This is a genomic window from Micromonospora sp. NPDC049089 (genome assembly GCF_040648775.1).
GTDB lineage: Bacteria > Actinomycetota > Actinomycetes > Mycobacteriales > Micromonosporaceae > Micromonospora.
Genome location: NZ_JBEZEH010000075.1, coordinates 12,917 through 28,767 on the forward strand (window position 1 = coordinate 12,917; position 15,851 = coordinate 28,767).

Annotated in this window: 14 protein-coding genes and 1 tRNA gene; 9 read left to right on the plus strand and 6 right to left on the minus strand. The window is 70.3% G+C overall.

Annotated elements, in window-relative coordinates:
- Window positions 1–3: 3 nt before the first annotated feature.
- Window positions 4–324, minus strand: coding sequence for a WhiB family transcriptional regulator (locus AB0B48_RS15285; RefSeq protein ID WP_030328078.1), 321 nt, complete (start codon window positions 322–324; stop codon window positions 4–6).
- Between the two features lie 407 nt (window positions 325–731).
- Between AB0B48_RS15285 and AB0B48_RS15290 the strand changes: the two genes are divergently transcribed.
- Window positions 732–3,161: a transglycosylase domain-containing protein gene (locus tag AB0B48_RS15290; RefSeq protein ID WP_357201237.1), complete on the plus strand. Its 2,430-nt coding sequence runs from the start codon at window positions 732–734 to the stop codon at window positions 3,159–3,161.
- 114 nt (window positions 3,162–3,275) lie between these two features.
- Here AB0B48_RS15290 and AB0B48_RS15295 read toward each other — a convergent pair whose 3' ends face one another.
- Complete coding sequence (locus AB0B48_RS15295) at window positions 3,276–3,731, minus strand: GatB/YqeY domain-containing protein (RefSeq protein WP_355006005.1); 456 nt, start codon at window positions 3,729–3,731, stop codon at window positions 3,276–3,278.
- Between the two features lie 25 nt (window positions 3,732–3,756).
- Between AB0B48_RS15295 and AB0B48_RS15300 the strand changes: the two genes are divergently transcribed.
- From AB0B48_RS15300 to AB0B48_RS15320, 5 genes are all read left to right on the plus strand, one after another.
- The gene (locus tag AB0B48_RS15300; RefSeq protein ID WP_357201240.1) at window positions 3,757–4,650 is read left to right on the plus strand and encodes a metallophosphoesterase; all 894 of its coding nucleotides are present in this window, start codon (window positions 3,757–3,759) and stop codon (window positions 4,648–4,650) included.
- Between the two features lie 231 nt (window positions 4,651–4,881).
- Window positions 4,882–4,958, plus strand: a tRNA-Pro gene (locus AB0B48_RS15305).
- A 106-nt stretch (window positions 4,959–5,064) separates the two neighbouring features.
- On the plus strand, window positions 5,065–5,214 hold the full coding sequence (locus AB0B48_RS15310) for a hypothetical protein (protein WP_357201243.1): 150 nt from the start codon (window positions 5,065–5,067) through the stop codon (window positions 5,212–5,214).
- 80 nt (window positions 5,215–5,294) lie between these two features.
- Window positions 5,295–5,813 carry a SigE family RNA polymerase sigma factor gene (locus tag AB0B48_RS15315; RefSeq protein ID WP_357201246.1) on the plus strand — a complete coding sequence of 173 codons (519 nt, stop codon included), beginning with the start codon at window positions 5,295–5,297 and terminating at the stop codon, window positions 5,811–5,813.
- A complete protein-coding gene (locus tag AB0B48_RS15320) occupies window positions 5,810–7,258 on the plus strand; it encodes a hypothetical protein (RefSeq protein ID WP_357201249.1) in 1,449 nt (482 codons plus the stop codon). The genes AB0B48_RS15315 and AB0B48_RS15320 overlap by 4 nt, the downstream gene beginning before the upstream one ends.
- Window positions 7,259–7,349: 91 nt before the next feature.
- On the opposite strand, the gene AB0B48_RS15325 is transcribed toward AB0B48_RS15320, so the two are convergent.
- Window positions 7,350–7,823: a hypothetical protein gene (locus tag AB0B48_RS15325; RefSeq protein WP_357201252.1), complete on the minus strand. Its 474-nt coding sequence runs from the start codon at window positions 7,821–7,823 to the stop codon at window positions 7,350–7,352.
- A gap of 150 nt (window positions 7,824–7,973) precedes the next feature.
- Here AB0B48_RS15325 and AB0B48_RS15330 point away from each other — a divergent pair, with 150 nt between their 5' ends.
- On the plus strand, window positions 7,974–9,257 hold the full coding sequence (locus AB0B48_RS15330; protein WP_357201255.1) for an MFS transporter: 1,284 nt from the start codon (window positions 7,974–7,976) through the stop codon (window positions 9,255–9,257).
- A gap of 541 nt (window positions 9,258–9,798) precedes the next feature.
- Here AB0B48_RS15330 and AB0B48_RS15335 read toward each other — a convergent pair.
- Entirely contained in the window at window positions 9,799–11,505 is a 1,707-nt protein-coding gene (locus tag AB0B48_RS15335) for a bifunctional metallophosphatase/5'-nucleotidase (protein ID WP_357201258.1), read from the minus strand.
- Between the two features lie 279 nt (window positions 11,506–11,784).
- On the opposite strand from AB0B48_RS15335, the gene AB0B48_RS15340 reads away from it, so the two are divergent.
- Window positions 11,785–12,582, plus strand: a complete 798-nt coding sequence (locus AB0B48_RS15340; RefSeq protein WP_357201261.1) for an alpha/beta hydrolase — start codon at window positions 11,785–11,787, stop codon at window positions 12,580–12,582.
- Between the two features lie 30 nt (window positions 12,583–12,612).
- On the opposite strand, the gene AB0B48_RS15345 is transcribed toward AB0B48_RS15340, so the two are convergent.
- Window positions 12,613–13,263, minus strand: coding sequence for a histone deacetylase (locus tag AB0B48_RS15345; protein WP_357201264.1), 651 nt, complete (start codon window positions 13,261–13,263; stop codon window positions 12,613–12,615).
- Between the two features lie 12 nt (window positions 13,264–13,275).
- Complete coding sequence (locus AB0B48_RS15350; protein ID WP_357201267.1) at window positions 13,276–14,055, minus strand: phosphodiesterase; 780 nt, start codon at window positions 14,053–14,055, stop codon at window positions 13,276–13,278.
- A gap of 195 nt (window positions 14,056–14,250) precedes the next feature.
- Between AB0B48_RS15350 and AB0B48_RS15355 the strand changes: the two genes are divergently transcribed.
- Entirely contained in the window at window positions 14,251–15,660 is a 1,410-nt protein-coding gene (locus AB0B48_RS15355) for a sensor domain-containing diguanylate cyclase (protein WP_357201270.1), read from the plus strand.
- Window positions 15,661–15,851: the final 191 nt, after the last annotated feature.

Here is a 15,851-nt window from a genome sequence, read left to right on the forward strand (position 1 = left end):
GCGTCAGTTGGCCGCGCTGACGAGAATCTTGTCCTTGCCGGCCTTGTCCTTGCTGTTCTTCTTCATCGCGGCCTCGAACATCTTGCGCCAGCTCGTCACCTGGGGGTGACGACGCAGCAGCGCCCGCCGTTCGCGTTCGGTCATGCCGCCCCACACACCGAACTCGATCCGGTTGTCCAACGCGTCGGCCAGGCACTCGTACCGAACAGGGCAGCTCCGGCAGATCCGCTTCGCCACGTTCTGTTCGGCGCCCTGTACGAACAACGCGTCCGGGTCCCCGTTCTGACATGCCGCCAGTGACGGCCAGTCAGTGATCATGCCCATGTGTACACGTCCCCCCTTGCAGTACCTACCGACCTCGTCGATGCACGTCAGCCGGCAATTCCCCCCGATCGCCCGGCCTGCCTTCCCCAAGGCGGCGCGGACGACATCTGGCGCTGTCGCCGCCCCCATCATGCTCTGTAGTCGACTGATTACGCAACGTTGTCGGCGAAATCCATCATTTCGGACAGTCCCGGCTTCCCGGGCCTTCGACCGCCGGTTACCCCGCCGAGGTCAGCGATAACGCTGCGCCGCCTCACTGAATCGGAGGAGACTCACGCCAGGTCACACGCAACCAAGTAGCGGGGGTCGTGCGTTTAGCACAACGAGGGCAGCGCGCGCAGGAAATGGGGAAAGAACGCCCCAGCGCCCCTCGTTCCCTACTCGCGTACCCTGTCGAGGTGACCTGGATGCGGAAACGTGACCACAATGTGCTGACCAACGCCGCATCGCTACTCGTGTGTGGCCTGCTGGCCGGCGTGGTGGTCGCTGCGGCGGCCTTCCCCGCGGTAGCGATGTCCGGCCTGGCCGCGAAGGCCGGCGCCGAGACGTTCGGTGCCCTGCCCACGGAGCTGACGGTGGCCCGCGCGCCACAGATCAGCTACCTGATGGCATCGGACGGCAAGACCCCGCTCGCGACGATGTACGACGAGAACCGGCGGGACGTCAAGCTCGCCGACATCTCGCCGTTCATGCAGAAGGCCATCATCGCGGCCGAAGACCATGACTTCTACAAGCACAACGGCGTCGACATCAACGGTGTCGCCCGTGCGTTCGTCAACAACCAGAGCGAAGGCTCCGGCCGACAGGGCGCCTCGACGCTGACCATGCAGTACGTCCGGCTGGCCATCGCGTACTCGGCCACCCACCCGGCGGACGTCGTCGCGGCAACCGAGGACACCAGCGCCCGCAAGCTGCGCGAGATGCGGTTGGCCCTCCAGGTCGACAAGGAATTCTCCAAGGACGAGATCCTCACCCGCTACCTCAACCTCGCCTCGTTCGGCAACGGCGCGTACGGCATCTACGCCGCCAGCCAGGTCTACTTCGGTAAGCCGCCGAGCAAGCTGAAGATCGAGGAAGCGGCGTTGCTGGCCGGCATGGTCAAGGCGCCCACGACGAACGACCCGACCACCGAACTCGGCTACCCGCTCGCGCTGGATCGCCGCGACTACGTCATCCAGAACATGGTCGACATCAAGGCCATCACCCAGCAGGAGGCGGACGCCGCCAAGGCGACCAAGCTGGTGGTGAAGGACAAGCGCACCCCGAACGGCTGCGTCGCCGCCAACGTCAACAGCTGGGGCTTCTTCTGCGACTACTTCTACCGCTGGTGGATGGATCAGGAGACGTTCGGTTCGTCCAGGTACGACCGGGAGCGCCGGCTCAAGAGCGGTGGCTACACCGTCGTGACCTCGATCGACGTCCAGGCGCAGCGCGCCGCGGACAAGGCGGTCCGTAAGGCCAAGAGCGAGAACAGCAAGGAAGCCGCGATGGTCGCGGTCGTCGAGCCGGGCACCGGCCGGGTGCGGGCGCTCGCGGTCAACCGGCAGTTCAAGCTCGACGACCCGAAGAACCCGAAGAACAAGATCTCCAGCGATCCGGCGAAGAGCAAGAAGAAGATTCGGGGCAACTACCCGGCGACTGTCAACCCGCTGCTCACCGGTGGTGACGGCATCACCGGCTACCAGGCCGGGTCGACGTTCAAGATGTTCACCATCGTCGCGGCGCTGGAAAAGGGCATCCCGCTCAGCTACTCGATGAACGCGCCGAAGCAGTTCAAGTCGGAATACATCATCCGCCCTGGTCCGGCAGCCTGCCCGGGGACCAGTTTCTACTGCCCCACCAACTCGACCGAGAGCATGGCCGGCCCACACAACATGTGGACCGCGTTCGGTCGGTCGGTGAACACCTACTTCGTGCCGCTCCAACAGCAGGTTGGCGCCGAGAACGTGGTCAAGGCCGCCAAGCGGCTGGGCATCAACTTCCGGTCCGAGGAAGATCTGACTCTGGAGAAGGGCGCGCACCAGTGGGGCGCGTTCACCCTGGGCGTCTCGCAGACCACCCCGCTGGACCTGGCCAACGCCTACGCCACCCTGGCCGCGGACGGCAAGTACTGCGAACCGATCCCGGTGCAGGAGATCCGCGACCCGGAGGGCAACAAGCTGGACATCGCCAACCCGCGCTGCGAGAAGCGGTTCAGCACCGAGGTGGCCCGCGCCGCCGTGGACGCGGCCCGGTGCCCGGTCGGTGACAAGTCGTCGTCGTCCCGGTGCGCGGGAGCGACCGCCGGAAACGTGCGCGGCGACGTCGGTTACCCGGTGGCCGGCAAGTCCGGAACCACCGACTCGGAGAAGACCGCCGCGCTGGTCGCGATGACCAAGCAGTACGCGGTCGCCGGCATCATGGCCGACCCGGACTGGCCGCAGACCAACGTGCAGATGAAGCACGCGGAGAAGGACGGCATCAACCCGCCGGTCTGGGAGACGCTGCGGGACGCGATGAAGGGCAAGCCGAAGGTTGACTTCGACGCGCCGGGTCAGAAGATCTCCCAGGGTGACCAGCGCAGCATCCCCGACGTCAAGTGCGTTTCAGTGGACACCGCGAAGTCCCGGCTGAAGGGCGCCGGCTTCGAACCGGTCGTCTCCAGCGCCAAGGTGCCGTCCTCCTGCAAGGCGGGCGAAGCGGCCGGCACCAGCCCGGACGGACGCACGATCAAGGGTGGCGTGGTCACCATCGAGGTCAGCAGCGGTGGCGGCACGCCGGGCAACACCGGCGGCACTCCGGGCGGTCAGCCCGGCGGTCAGCCCGGGGGCCGACCCGGTGGTCGCCCCGGCGGCTGAACCGACGGGTAGGACACAACGGGCGGGCACCCTTCAGGGGTGCCCGCCCGTTTCGTCTGTCCGGACCGGCGGGCGGCTACGAAACGTCCTGCCGCCCGCTGACCCTGCCGGAAGTCAGAGACCGAGCTGTCGGCGTACCTCGGCGGCCACCCGACCACCCTCGGCCTGGCCGGCCACCGCGGCCTGGGCCGCCTTCATCGCCGGGCCCATCTGGGACTTGCCGGTGAAGCCGCCCGCGGCGAGCGCCCCCGACACCAGCTCGGTCAGCTCGGCGTCCGAGAGCTGCTTGGGTAGGTAGCGGTCCAACACCTCGCCCTCGGCGCTCTCCTTCGCGGCCTGCTCGGCGCGCCCGGCGTCGGCGAAGGCGGTGGCCGCCTCCCGACGCTTCTTGGCTTCCTTGGTCAACACCGCGAGCACCTCGTCATCGGTGAGCTCGCGCTTGGCCTTACCGGCGACCTCGGCGGTGCCGACGGCGGCCAGGGCCATCCGCAGCGTGGAGGTGGTCAGCTCGTCGCGCGCCTTGAGCGCGGTACGCATGTCGGCAGTGAGGCGGTCCTTCAGCGTGCTCATGGACGGTCAAACTACCCTGAACGCCATGCGAAAGCGCACACTATTCCGGCTCGCCGCCGGAACCGCCACGATCGGCGCGGCCACCCTCGCGTACGCGTCGCTCGTCGAGCGCAACATGTTCACCCTGCGGCGGTACGACGTGCCGGTGCTCCCGGCCGACGCGGAGCCGCTGCGCGTGCTGCACCTGTCGGACCTGCACATGATGCCCGACCAGGCGCGCAAGCAGCGCTGGGTGGCATCGCTGGCCGCCCTCGACCCCGACCTGGTGGTGGTCACCGGCGACAACATGGCGCACCCTGGCGCGGTGCCCGGGGTGCTGCGGGCCCTGCAACCACTGCTGGACTACCCGGGCGCGTTCGTGTTCGGCTCCAACGACTACACCGGGCCGGTGCTGAAGAACCCCTTCACCTACTTCCTGCCCAACCGGGAGTACACCGAGGGCGTCGAGCTGCCGTACGAGGAGTTGCGTCAGGTCTTCACCGGCGCCGGCTGGGCGGACCTCAACAACGCCCGGACCATGCTGAAGGCCGGCGGTCGACAGCTCGACCTGGTCGGCGTCGACGACCCGCACATCGACCGGGACGACTACCCCTCCGTTGCCGGCGCGGTGTCGTCCTCGGCGGACCTCTCCATCGCGGTGACGCACTCACCCGAGCCACGGGTGCTCGACCAGATGGCGGCGGACGGCTTCGGGCTGCTGCTGGCCGGGCACACCCACGGCGGTCAGGTCTGCGTACCGGGCTACGGGGCGCTCGTGACCAACTGCGGCCTGCCCCGCTCGATGGCGCGCGGCCTGCACCGGTGGCCGGGCTCGGACTCCTGGCTGCACGTCTCCGCCGGCCTCGGCACCCACCCGACCGCCCCGATCCGCTTCGCCTGCCCCCCGGAGGCCAGCATCCTGACCCTCATCCCCCGCTAACCGCCGCGCCGCGCTGCCGCCCGGCCGCGCTGCCGCCCGGCGGCTCGGCCGCTTCGCCTCTTCGCGGCTTCAAGATTCGCGCACCATCAGGGATGTTGCTGCCTCGGTGCTTCGTGAGGCAGCAACATCCCGGAAGTTGTGCGGATCTTGGCTTCCGCGGGCCGGGTCCGGGCGGTGGGGGTACCGAGTTTGACCATCGGGGCGGGTGGGCTACTATTTGTCGGCACGCCTCGGGGTGTGGCGCAGCTTGGTAGCGCGCTTCGTTCGGGACGAAGAGGTCGTCGGTTCGAATCCGGCCACCCCGACCAGAGGTAAAAGGCCAGGTGAGATCTTCTCTCACCTGGCCTTTTTGTGTGCCCCGGCAAGCCCTCTCGACCGATTCCCGCGCTACGGCCGCTTGGCTAGCGTCCGCGTATGACCCACCCTCAGACGCCTGCGCCGTGGATCCAGCCCGACGGCACGGCAGGGGCGGCCCTGGCGGCCGGTGTGGTCGCGGTCACCGGGGTCGTCGCGACGATCGTGTTCCTGGTCTGGGTTTCAACGACCGGGAGTACCAACCCGTAGCGACAGGTAACCGGGCTCTCGCCTTCAACCTTTCGACCCTCGTCGGAGTCGTGAGAGGTAACCAATCAAGGCGGGGGCTCATGGCAGTTGACGACGAGCATTTTCGAGAGTTCGTCGAGACGCGCTACGTGGATCTCTTGCGCATGGCGTACCACCTCACCGGCTCGGCCCAGGATGCCGAGGACCTGGTGCAGGCTGCGCTGGTGAAGGTGATGCGTCGGTGGCGGCGGATCGACGATCCGATGGCCTACCTGCGGCGAGTCATGATCAACCAGCACATCAGCGTCTGGCGCCGCCACCGGATGCACGAGGTGGTGACGGCCTTCTTTCCCGAGCGGCCCACCCGGGACATGACCGAGACGGTTGCCGAACGGCGCGCTCTCTACCAGGCGATGCGGGAGCTGACACCTCGTACCCGTGCGGTGATCGTGCTTCGGTACGTGGTCGACCTGCCGGAGGCGGAGGTCGCGGCCGCTCTCGGCTGCTCTGTCGGGTCGGTCAAGAGTCGCGCATCACGAGGCTTGGCTCGCCTGCGTCTGACGCTGGCAGCGGATCCAGCACCGACCGGGACGACGAAGATGACGGGGGTGGCACCATGACTGTCGACGATGAGCTGAGCCGGGCCCTCGCCGAGTTGAGCAGGACGCTGACCCCGCAGCCGGACCCGTACGGCCGAGCGAGAGCGCGATTCCGACGGAGCCGGCAGCGACGCCTCGGCGGGCTGGGTCTGGCCCTCGTGGTCTCCGTGGGGAGCACGGCCTTCGCCATCGCCAGCCCGGGCCGGACCACGCAGCCACCACCGGCGCACCCGTCCGAGTCCATCGCACCCGTCCTTGCGTGGTCGGACCGACTCCTCCAGTCGCCGCCGCGCGGTGCCGTCGCCGGGGACGACAGCTACGTCCGTCAGCTCTCTGAACAGTTGATGGCCGCCCAACGCCGGGGCGAATTCTCCCGCTTGAAGGTGCCGGTGAGCGGGGTGAGGGTCCTCTTCGCCGACGACGTGGACGACCACCGGATCGCGCTCGCCGCCTTCGTCCGGAACCAACCCGATCCGGTCACCGGCTGGCCGAGCGCCGCTGTGTGGCTGGTCGCCGACAAAGGTGCCAGCGCCCGGGAACTGGCCGGCACCGCCGCCATCCGGTCGGTCAGCGACGCCCTGGAACCCTACGAGAGCCTGGCCGTGGACGGTCCGGAGGCGGCACACGTGGCGATCGCCCCGGCCGGATGTGTCTTCCTCAGCTCACCGTTGCCCGACGGCGACACCTTCCGGTGGGCCCTGGAGCCGACCGGGTCCTACCTGGTCCGTACGGCGAAGACCCACCGGCCCGAGTGGTGGCGGGTCGACTGCGGCGCGGTGACCCGCCAGATTGCGCCCGGACCAGGTTCGTTGGCCCCCAAGCCGATCACCGACGCTCAGCTCTCAACGGCGATGTCCCGCGTACGCGGCAGTGTGGAGCAGCAACGCGCCCGGGAGTTGACGTACCAGTGGGCCCAGTCAGAGGGTTACCGCCTGACCGCCCTTCCGAGCGTGGTGTGGGGCGGGCACGTTGCTGGCCTCCCTACCGGTCCGGCCGACACGTCGCCGGCCGCCGGAGAGCCGTCGGTGCAGGACGGCCAGGTGACGGTCCTGGCTGCGCCCAATGTGGGCGGCGGCTGGGTCGGTGAGGTGTCGATCGCCCCCGATCAGCCACGGGCCGACGGCGTGCTCAGCACTGGCACCTCGTTCACCGCTACGGCCGACCCGACCGATCCCGACAGCGTGCTGGCCGTGTCCATCGACGATGACGACGGCGGTGGCGAGGGTCAGCAGTTCCTGCTCGTGGTGACGCCGGCAGCCGCCACCACGGTGCGCGTCCTGCGCGACGGGCAGGAGGTGGCGAGGAGCGCCGTCAGCGGCTCCGGGACGGCCATGCAGGTGCCCCGCCCCACCGCGGGCCTTGTCGTGGAGGCGCTCGACGCGTCCGGCGGGACGATTGCCAGCGGTCAGGTGTCCAAGCAGGGCACCCGGCGGACAGCCGAGACCGACACCTGGAACCAGGAGTGACGCGTCCGAGTCGACCGCCGGCACGGTGACGCCTACCGGACACCTCGCCAACAGCCTCCATCGGTGCGCTCAGTCCTGCCGTGCGGTGCGCCTAGTCCTGCCGTTCGGTGCGCTCGATCTCTGCGAACGCGGCGGCCAGGTAGTCGTCCAACGGCACGCTGGTCGCCGTCAACAAGTCGGCCACCAGCAGCGGAGCGTGTCGGGCCAGCGCCGCCGCGTCCGGCGGTGACTCGTCGCTGTCGGGGTCGTACACGCCCAACGCGCCGGCCAGCAGGACGAGCACCACGTGCGGGTCGACGTCCGTTCGCCACCGCGTCGACTCCTGCACGCAGCGGGTCAACACCTGGCGGATGTCGTCGCCGGTCAACCCGTCCGGATGGCTCTCCTCCAGCAGCAAACGGACCACGGCACCGAGCACCAGGCCGGAACGCTCGTCCGCGGCGAGACCGCCGACCGCTTCGTCGTACGCCTGACCGTCGCGTGCCTGGACGGCGGCGACGGCCGTCGACGCGGTCAACGCGATGGCGCGGGCGGTAGCGGGCAGATGTCGCCAGGTGCCGGTCATCGCGCCAGCATCGCAGACCCGACGGACACCGACCGACCGCGATCACAGCGAGTGGATCAACGTGGGATTGGTCACCGAGTGGTCCCGGTGACCACGAGTCGTGGCCAAAACGGTTCGCGCGGCGTCAGACCCACCGAACAGAATGCCGGCATGCTGCGTCGTGCCCTGCCCCGCCGTTCGGAAGCTCGCCGGATCCTCCTCGGCACACTGCTGTCGGCGATCGGGCGGGGTCTGACCCTGCCGTTCCTGTTCATCTACCTGACCGACGTACGCGGGCTCACCGACACCCGCGCCGGGCTCGTCATCGGCTGGTACGGCGTGGTCACCCTGGCCCTGTCGCCGCTGGGCGGGACGCTGATCGACCGGATCGGCGCCCGCCGGGTGGTGGTGCCCTGCCTGGTGATCGAGGCAATCGGCACCGGCTCGTTGGCGCTGGTCCACTCGACCGGCTCGGCCCTGCTGGTGATGACGGTGGTCGCCATCGGCAGCTCGGCGATCTGGTCCGGGCAGAACACCATCCTCGCGTCGCTGACCGACGACGATGAACGGCAACGCGTCTTCGGGTTGAACTTCGCCCTGCTCAACCTCGGCATCGGCATCGGGGGCATGACCTCCGGCGCGATCGTCGACACCGCCCGGCCCGGCACCTTCCAGGCGCTCTACCTGCTGGACGCGGTGACGTACCTGATGCCGGCGCTGATCCTGCTCACCCTGCCCGGTGTGGGCCACCGACTCGGCAAACGTCGAGGCGTCGACGAACCGTCGCCCGGCGGCTACCTGACGGTGCTCCGCGACCGCCCGTTCCGACGGCTGGTGATCTTCGGGCTGATCCTCACCACCTGCGGCTACGCGCAGGTGGAGGTGGGCTTCGCCGCGTACGCGGTGCGCGTGGCGGAGGTGAACCCCCGGGTCGTGGCCTGGGCACTCGCGGCCAACACGGTGATGATCGTGCTCGCGCAGCTGGTGGTCATCCGCCGGATCGAGGGGCGCAGCCGCACCCGGGCGTTGGCCGTGGTGGGTGCGGTGTTCGCCGCCGCCTGGTTGGTCCTCGGCGTGGCCGGCCTGGTCAGTGCCGAGAACGCCGTGCTGGCCGCCCTGTGCGTGGTGCTCTGCTCGGCGATCTTCGGCTTCGGCGAGACGATGCTGTCCCCGGTGATGCCCGCACTGACCAACGCGCTGGCCACCGACGAGCTGCGCGGCCGGTACAACGCCATGAGTTCGATGATCTTCGGAATCAGCGGTGTGATCGGCCCAGTGACCGCCGGACCACTCATCGGCGCCGCCAACGGCATGGTCTGGGTGGCGACGGTGGTCGGCGGCTGCCTGGTCGCCTCGCTGGTCGCGCTCTCCCTGCGCCGGCTGCTCACCGCGGAGCAGGACGGTCTCGCGACGACCACCCCGGTAACCCCCACCCCCACGCCCGCCTCCGCCTGACCCCCAACGCCCCCTCCTCCGACGCCGTCGCGCCGCCCGCGACAAACCCCGCTCTGACCTCACCAAGCACGCCGCTCCGCCCCGCCGTGCGCTGAGCATCACGCACCCTGCTCCGCCCCGCTGAGCGCCGCCCCGCCGTGCACCAAGATCCGCACAACTTCCCGGAAGTTGGTGCCTCGGGCGCGCGGGAGACAGCAACATCGGAGAAGTTGCGCGGATCTACCTGATTGAACCCGCCAAATGATCTTGTCGCAGACCAAGATCGCGCTCAATCCTGGATGTAGTGGTATCCCGCCGCACCGATGCCACTACATCCATGTTCGAGCGCGATCTTGCCTCAAGGGGCGTGCGCGAGCAGCGCGGCGCGGGCAGCCCGGGGGCGGCGCGGGGGCGGCGCGGGGGCGGCGCGGGGGCGGCGCGGGCAGCGCGGGCGGGCAGACGGGCGGGCGCGCAGGCAACCACAAGCGCGGCCTCGCGGGGGCTGGGACGGGTCGGGCCCCGGAGCTGGTGCTCCGGGGCCCGATGTCGCGGAAGTCGGCCGTCAGGCGGCGGGGACCTCGGCGGTGGTGCGGATGCGGTCCAGCGTCGGCGGGGAGACCGGCGACTGGGCGGTCAGGTAGTCGACGAAGGCGTCCAGGTCGATCTGGCCGGTGACCAGGTTCGTGCCGCCGGTGAGGGCGCTGAAGCCGTCGCCTCCGCCGGCCAGGAAGTTGTTCACCGTCACCCGGTAGGTGGCGGCGGTGTCGACGGCGGTGCCGCCGAGGGTGAGGCTGCCCCGGACCACACGGGTGCCGGCGCACGGGTCGGCGACCGTGCCGGTGGTGCCGTTCGGGTCGACCACGTAGCCCACTGTGGCCGACGGGTACAGGGTCCGACCGGTGACGAACTGCTGCTCCAGTACGCAGTAGAGCTGCTGACCGGTGAGGTCCAGTGTCACCAGGTTGTTGGCGAACGGCTGCACCGTGAACGCCTCCTCGTAGGTGACCGGGCCGGCGTCGAGGTCGGCTCGGACCCCGCCCGGGTTCATGAAGGCGGCGACGGCGTTCTGTTCGTCGTCGGTGGCGGCGAGCTGCGCGTCGGCGATCAGGTTGCCCAGTGGCGATTCGCCTAGACTCGTACCGAAGAGGGTTTCCTGGCTCCGGGTGATCGCCTGGCTGGTCACGCCGACCTGGCGTCCGGCGACCGGGCCGAGCACTGTCTTGTACCGGTTGATCAGCGCGGTCTGCCTCGGGTCCTTGGCGACGTCGCGGGTGACCACGACGTTGTTCGCGGCGGCGGAGACCACGTCTCCGCTCCGGCGATCGATCTTCAGGTCGATGTCGGTGACCAGGCGACCGAACGAGCTGGCGCTGGTGACCAGCTTGCCGTTGATGTCGCAGTTGTACGCCTGGTGGGTGTGCCCGCTGACCACTACGTCGATCGACGGGTCCATCCGGTTGGTGATGTCCACGATGGGGCCGGTCATGCCGACGCAGTCGTTGATCCCGCCGGTCGCGGCCTGAGTGCCGCCCTCGTGCAGCAGGACGACGATCGCCTGTACGCCCTTGCGGCGCAGCTCGCGTGCGTACCGGTTGGCGGTGTCCGCCTCGTCGGCGAAGCTGAGGCCGGCGACGCCCTGCTGGCTGACGATCTGCGGGGTGCCTTCCAGGGTCATGCCGATGAAGCCGACCTTGACGCCCTGCACCTTGTGGATCGCGTACGGCGCCATCAGCGGCTTGCCGGTGGCGGTCTTGAAGGCGTTCGCGGACAGGTACTGGAAGCCGGCTCCCCGGTAGGGGGTGCCGTCGATGCAGCCGTCCACCGGGTGGCAGCCGCCGTTCTGGATCCGCAGGAGCTCGGCGGCTCCCTCGTCGAACTCGTGGTTGCCGACGCTGGCGTAGTCCAGCCCGGCCATGCTCAGCGCCTCGATGGTCGGCTCGTCGTGGAACGCGGCCGAGAGCAGCGGGGACGCACCGATCAGGTCGCCGGCGGCGACGGTGATGGTGTTCTTCTTCTTGGCTGCGGCGCGCAGCTCGGCAAGGTGGGTGGCCAGGAACTCGACGCCACCAGCGGTCTGCCCGGCGATGGTGCCGCTGGACCCGCTCGGCGGTTCGAGGTTGCCGTGGAAGTCGTTGAGGGCTAGCAGGGTGACGTCGACCGGCTTCGGCCGCGCGTCGGCTTGTTCAGGGCTGGTGGCGACCGCGCCGAAAGCGGCCACCGCGAGCGCGGTCAGGCCGACAGCGGCCCGACGCATCCCGGGTATGAACATGGATCTCCTCGTGAGAATCGGCGCGTACGGTGCCTGGCCTCTGGGTCGACCGGGGCCGCCGACGGACGCCGTCGAAGGGGTCGCGGATGACGGTGGTTGAGCATGGCCCCCGCCCCGACAGCCTCTCATCCGGACGCCCACCGGTCGACCCGGGCAGCGCATCGGAGCAGCGCGTACGCGGAGGCCGTTATCGATCATCGTTTAACGCGGTCTGCCGGACAACGTCAGACCCAGGGTCTAGAAAGGACAGGGCAGCCTACGAGGAATGGGGACGGCATCGTGAGCGGAACGACACCCGTGGCGGAGCAGGTGCGATCGGTCGACGGCACGCCCATCGCGTTCGAGCGGTCCGGTGCCGGGCCGGCGGTCGTCCTCGTCGGGGGCGCGTTCAGCGATCGCGGCGCGACCCGCGACCTGGGTGCCGCGTTGGCACCGGATTTCACCGTCTTCAGCTATGACCGTCGCGGTCGGGGCTACAGCGGTGACACCGCGCCGTACGAGGTCGGCCGCGAGATCGACGACCTGGCCGCCCTGATCGCGGCAGCGGGTGGTTCCGCCGCCGTCTACGGCATCTCCTCCGGAGCCGTCCTGGCCGCCCTCGCCACCGCACAGGGTCTACCGGTGACCAGGTTGGTCATGTTCGAGCCACCGTTCCGGGTCGGTCCGCACGTGGGCGTCGGCAAGGACATCACACCGCAGCTCATCGAGCTGATCGCCGCCGACGACCGGGACGGCGCGGTGGAGATCTTCCTCAGCGCCTCGGTGGGGCTGCCGGCCGAGCAGATCAGCGGGATGCGGTCGCAACCGATGTGGGGTGGGCTGACGGCGATCGCGCACACCCTGGTGTACGACGCGATCGTCACGGCCGGCGGGCGACTCCCCGCCGACCGGCTGGCGACCATCACCGCGCCGACCCTCGCAGTGGACAGCACCGGCAGTCCACAGTGGTTGCGGGACGCGAGTCGGGCGGCGGCCGAGGCCGTGCCGGGCGGCCGGTCAGTGAGCCTCGATGGCGGTTACCACGACGTGCCCCCGACGACGCTGGCCCCCGCGCTGCGCGAGTTCCTGCTTGGTTGACCGGCGCCCGCGGAGGCGCGAGCCGACGGGTCAGCCGTCGGCCAGCGCCTTGTCGACCACTGCAGTGACGGCGTCCGCTGGCCAGGCGCCCGCCACGCCCGGCCGGGCGGCCAGGTAGGTGGCGATCCGCTCGGGGGGCCAGCCGTGCGACTCGCGCAGCCCTCGGGCGATCATGCCGAGGTAGATCGGCGCGGGAGGTCGGCACGGCACGGCTGACGCCCCCTCGGGGGCGGTGAAGGTGAGCATCGGAACACCGTCGCGGCTGCCCGGGCAGATCAGCGTCTCGTACCGCCCCGGGCCGAGCGTGGCCCGTCCGTTGGCGACGGCGGCGTCGATGGCCGCGCCGGTCGCCGGGATCAGCTCGGTCGTGTCGCCCGGCGGGCGGTACATCTCCTGGGCCGCGATGTCGGTGAACTGCTCCAGGGTGACCAGGTAGGCGCGGGCCGCGGCCTCGCCCGGCAGGTGCGGGTCGTAGAAGGCCATGCCGCCGGTCCAGGCACCGGACTCGCCGGCGAAGTAGATGCCGCCGGGCAGCGACACGGGCGTCGACCGGCTGGGTGGGCGCCGGTCGCGGCAGCCCGGGTACGTCCGCTTTCCGCCGGGCGGGCAGCCGCCACCGATGTACCAGGCCAGCCGGGCGGCGTGCATGTTCGAGCCGTACGAGACGTACCAGGCCAGCACGACGTAGCCCCTTCAGAAGCCGCAGGTCTGCCCGGTGGAGTGGCTGACCTGCACGGTGTGGGTCACGCAGCCGCCAGACTCGACCGAGTGCAGCAGGAAGGCGGTGGGCTCGTGGACCCAACCGATCTGCTCGTCGGCGCTCATGGTGAGCGTGCTCTGCTTCCAGGTGCTGGGGGCCACGGTGAGGACCGTGCCCGCGTACGCCGTGGTGACCGGGCGGTGCAGGTGGCCGGCGGCGACCCGGACGACGTGCCGGTGCCGGCCGATGACCTCGGCGAGGGCATCACCGTCGGCGAGCCGGATGGTGTCCGCCACCGGGATGCCGACCGCGACCGGTGGGTGGTGCAGGAAGAGCACGGCGGGCACCTCGGCTCGCCCGGCCAGCACCCCGTCGAGCCAGCTGAGCTGCTCCTCGCCGAGTTGGCCGCCGTCGCTGCCGGGGACGAGCGAGTCGAGCACCACGACCGACACCGCTTCGTGGTCGACGTGGTAGTAGGCCGAGAAGCCGCCGCCGAGCCACGGCGTGCCCCCGAACGCGTCGAGCAGCGACTCCCGGTCGTCATGGTTACCGGTTGCCAGGTGCACCGGCAGCGGGAATGCGCCGATCACCTCGCGCAGCGCCGCGTACTCCTCGGGTTTCCCGTGGTCGGCCAGGTCGCCGGTGATCACCACGCATTCCGGGCGGGGTCGCAACGCCAGCACCCGACCGAGCGCCCGGTGCAGCCCGGCGGCGGGTTCCGCGGCGAGCAGGCCGGTGGTCAGGTGCGGGTCACTGAGCTGGGCGATGAGCACGGGCTCGCCTCCTCGACGCCGGGGTGCTTCAGGCTATCGCCGGGCGCGGCATCCCGGGGGCAGCCGTCCACAGGCCGCGTCCACAGCCTGTGGATAGCACGTGTGTACGAAGGTCGCTGGCCCGCCACCGTGAGTACGCTTGATCGAGCGGTTCGGCGTCAGCCGGACCCCTCCCCTACCTGGAACGACGTGCGAGTGGATCATCAGCGAGTCATCCGTGACGTCACCGTCCGCCTGCCGATGGCGTCGAGCACACCGGAGGCGTGTCGGTGGACGGTCACCGCACTGTCCCGCCACACCCCGGCGACCATCTCCGTACTCCTCGCGGCCCACGACCGTCTGCGCTGCGTAGCGGCGACCGGGGCCTGGCAGGTCTTCGCCACGGTTCCGGCACGGACCGGCATCGTCGGCCGGGTGTACGCGACCGGCGTCCCCGCCGTCGTCCCGGACGTCACAGTCGACCCGGACTACCTCCCGGTCCGCCCGGACGTGATCGCCGAGCTGTGCGTACCGGTGCTGGACCCGACGGGCCGGGCGATCGGCGTACTCGACCTTCAGTGGAGCGAACCGACGGACCTGGAGCCGTGGCGGGAGACCGCGCAGCGGCTGGCCGACGGGCTCGGTGCGCGGATCGCCGCCCTCGGTGGCCCACCGGTGGAGAGCCGCAGCGAGAAGCTGCTCCGGCACGCGTCCGCGCTCTCCTCCGCGCCGACCGAGGGAGAGGTGATGGGGGCGGCGGCCCGCGCCGCCCGGGAGGTCTCCACGCTCTCCACCGCATTGCTGTTGATCGGCGGCCAGCTCGGCCCGTCCCCGGCGACGCCGAGCGACCTGGAGACCCGGATCCGCGCCGAACTGGCCGCGGCGGGTCCTGCCGCCCTGGACCGGATGGTCGAGCGGGCGCACCGGTACGGCGCCGGGTACACGCTGGGCGAGGCCGGGCATCCGCCGACCGAGGACTACCGCCCGCTGACCCAGGCGGGGGTACGCACACTTGTCGCCGTGCCGGTCGGGCCCACGGACGCCGGTGGGGTGCTGCTGGTCGCCGACGAACGCGCACTGCGCCCGGACCCGACCACGGTCAGCCTGATGGAGTTGCTCGCCGGGCAGGCCTGGACGAGCGTGGACCGGCTGCGCACGCTGTCCCAGCTGCGGGAGCAGGCAAGCTCCGACCCGCTGACCGGGTTGCAGCACACCGGCCCGTTCGGGCAGCGGATCGCTGCGGCCACCCCCGGGCGCACGGCCCTGCTGGCGATCGACGTGGACGGCTTCAAGACCGTGAACGACACGTACGGCCACCAGGCCGGTGACCGGGTGCTGGTCGGGTTGGCCCGGGCGCTGGAGGGGGCGCTGCGGCACGGCGACGAGTTGTACCGGATCGGCGGCGACGAGTTCGTCGCGGTGATCGAGGTGAGCCGCCCGGAGGAGGCGGTCCGGATCGCCGAACGGCTCACCGAGGCGGCCCGCCGCATCGGCCGCACGATCAGCGTGGGCGTCGCACTACCCCGCCCCGGCGAAACCCCCGACCGCACCTTGAAGCGAGCCGACCAGGCCCTCTACGCGGTCAAACGCCAAGGCCGAGACGGCGTCCTCCTCTCCGCCGCCTAGCCCCAAGCCCCAAGCCCACGCGCCGGCGATCTTGCACTTTCGGTTGTCGTTTTGTCGCTCTAGTCCGATATGCCGGCACAGAAACTGCAAGATCGCCGCAGCGGAGGACACCCCGAGCCCCAAGACCAGATCGATCATGGACTTGGGGTGGGCGCTTTAGCCCCAGAAGGGGTGAACGCCCCCACCACAAG

Excerpts from the sequence above, each read along its gene's own strand:
- AB0B48_RS15290 (WP_357201237.1), top strand. The coding sequence starts at position 732 with ATGCGGAAACGTGACCACAATGTGCTGACCAACGCCGCATCGCTACTC.
- AB0B48_RS15285 (WP_030328078.1), bottom strand. The coding sequence starts at position 324 with ATGGGCATGATCACTGACTGGCCGTCACTGGCGGCATGTCAGAACGGG.
- AB0B48_RS15335 (WP_357201258.1), bottom strand. The coding sequence starts at position 11,505 with ATGTTCATACCCGGGATGCGTCGGGCCGCTGTCGGCCTGACCGCGCTC.
- AB0B48_RS15315 (WP_357201246.1), top strand. The coding sequence starts at position 5,295 with ATGGCAGTTGACGACGAGCATTTTCGAGAGTTCGTCGAGACGCGCTAC.
- AB0B48_RS15325 (WP_357201252.1), bottom strand. The coding sequence starts at position 7,823 with ATGACCGGCACCTGGCGACATCTGCCCGCTACCGCCCGCGCCATCGCG.
- AB0B48_RS15320 (WP_357201249.1), top strand. The coding sequence starts at position 5,810 with ATGACTGTCGACGATGAGCTGAGCCGGGCCCTCGCCGAGTTGAGCAGG.
- AB0B48_RS15295 (WP_355006005.1), bottom strand. The coding sequence starts at position 3,731 with ATGAGCACGCTGAAGGACCGCCTCACTGCCGACATGCGTACCGCGCTC.
- AB0B48_RS15300 (WP_357201240.1), top strand. The coding sequence starts at position 3,757 with ATGCGAAAGCGCACACTATTCCGGCTCGCCGCCGGAACCGCCACGATC.
- AB0B48_RS15310 (WP_357201243.1), top strand. The coding sequence starts at position 5,065 with ATGACCCACCCTCAGACGCCTGCGCCGTGGATCCAGCCCGACGGCACG.
- AB0B48_RS15330 (WP_357201255.1), top strand. The coding sequence starts at position 7,974 with ATGCTGCGTCGTGCCCTGCCCCGCCGTTCGGAAGCTCGCCGGATCCTC.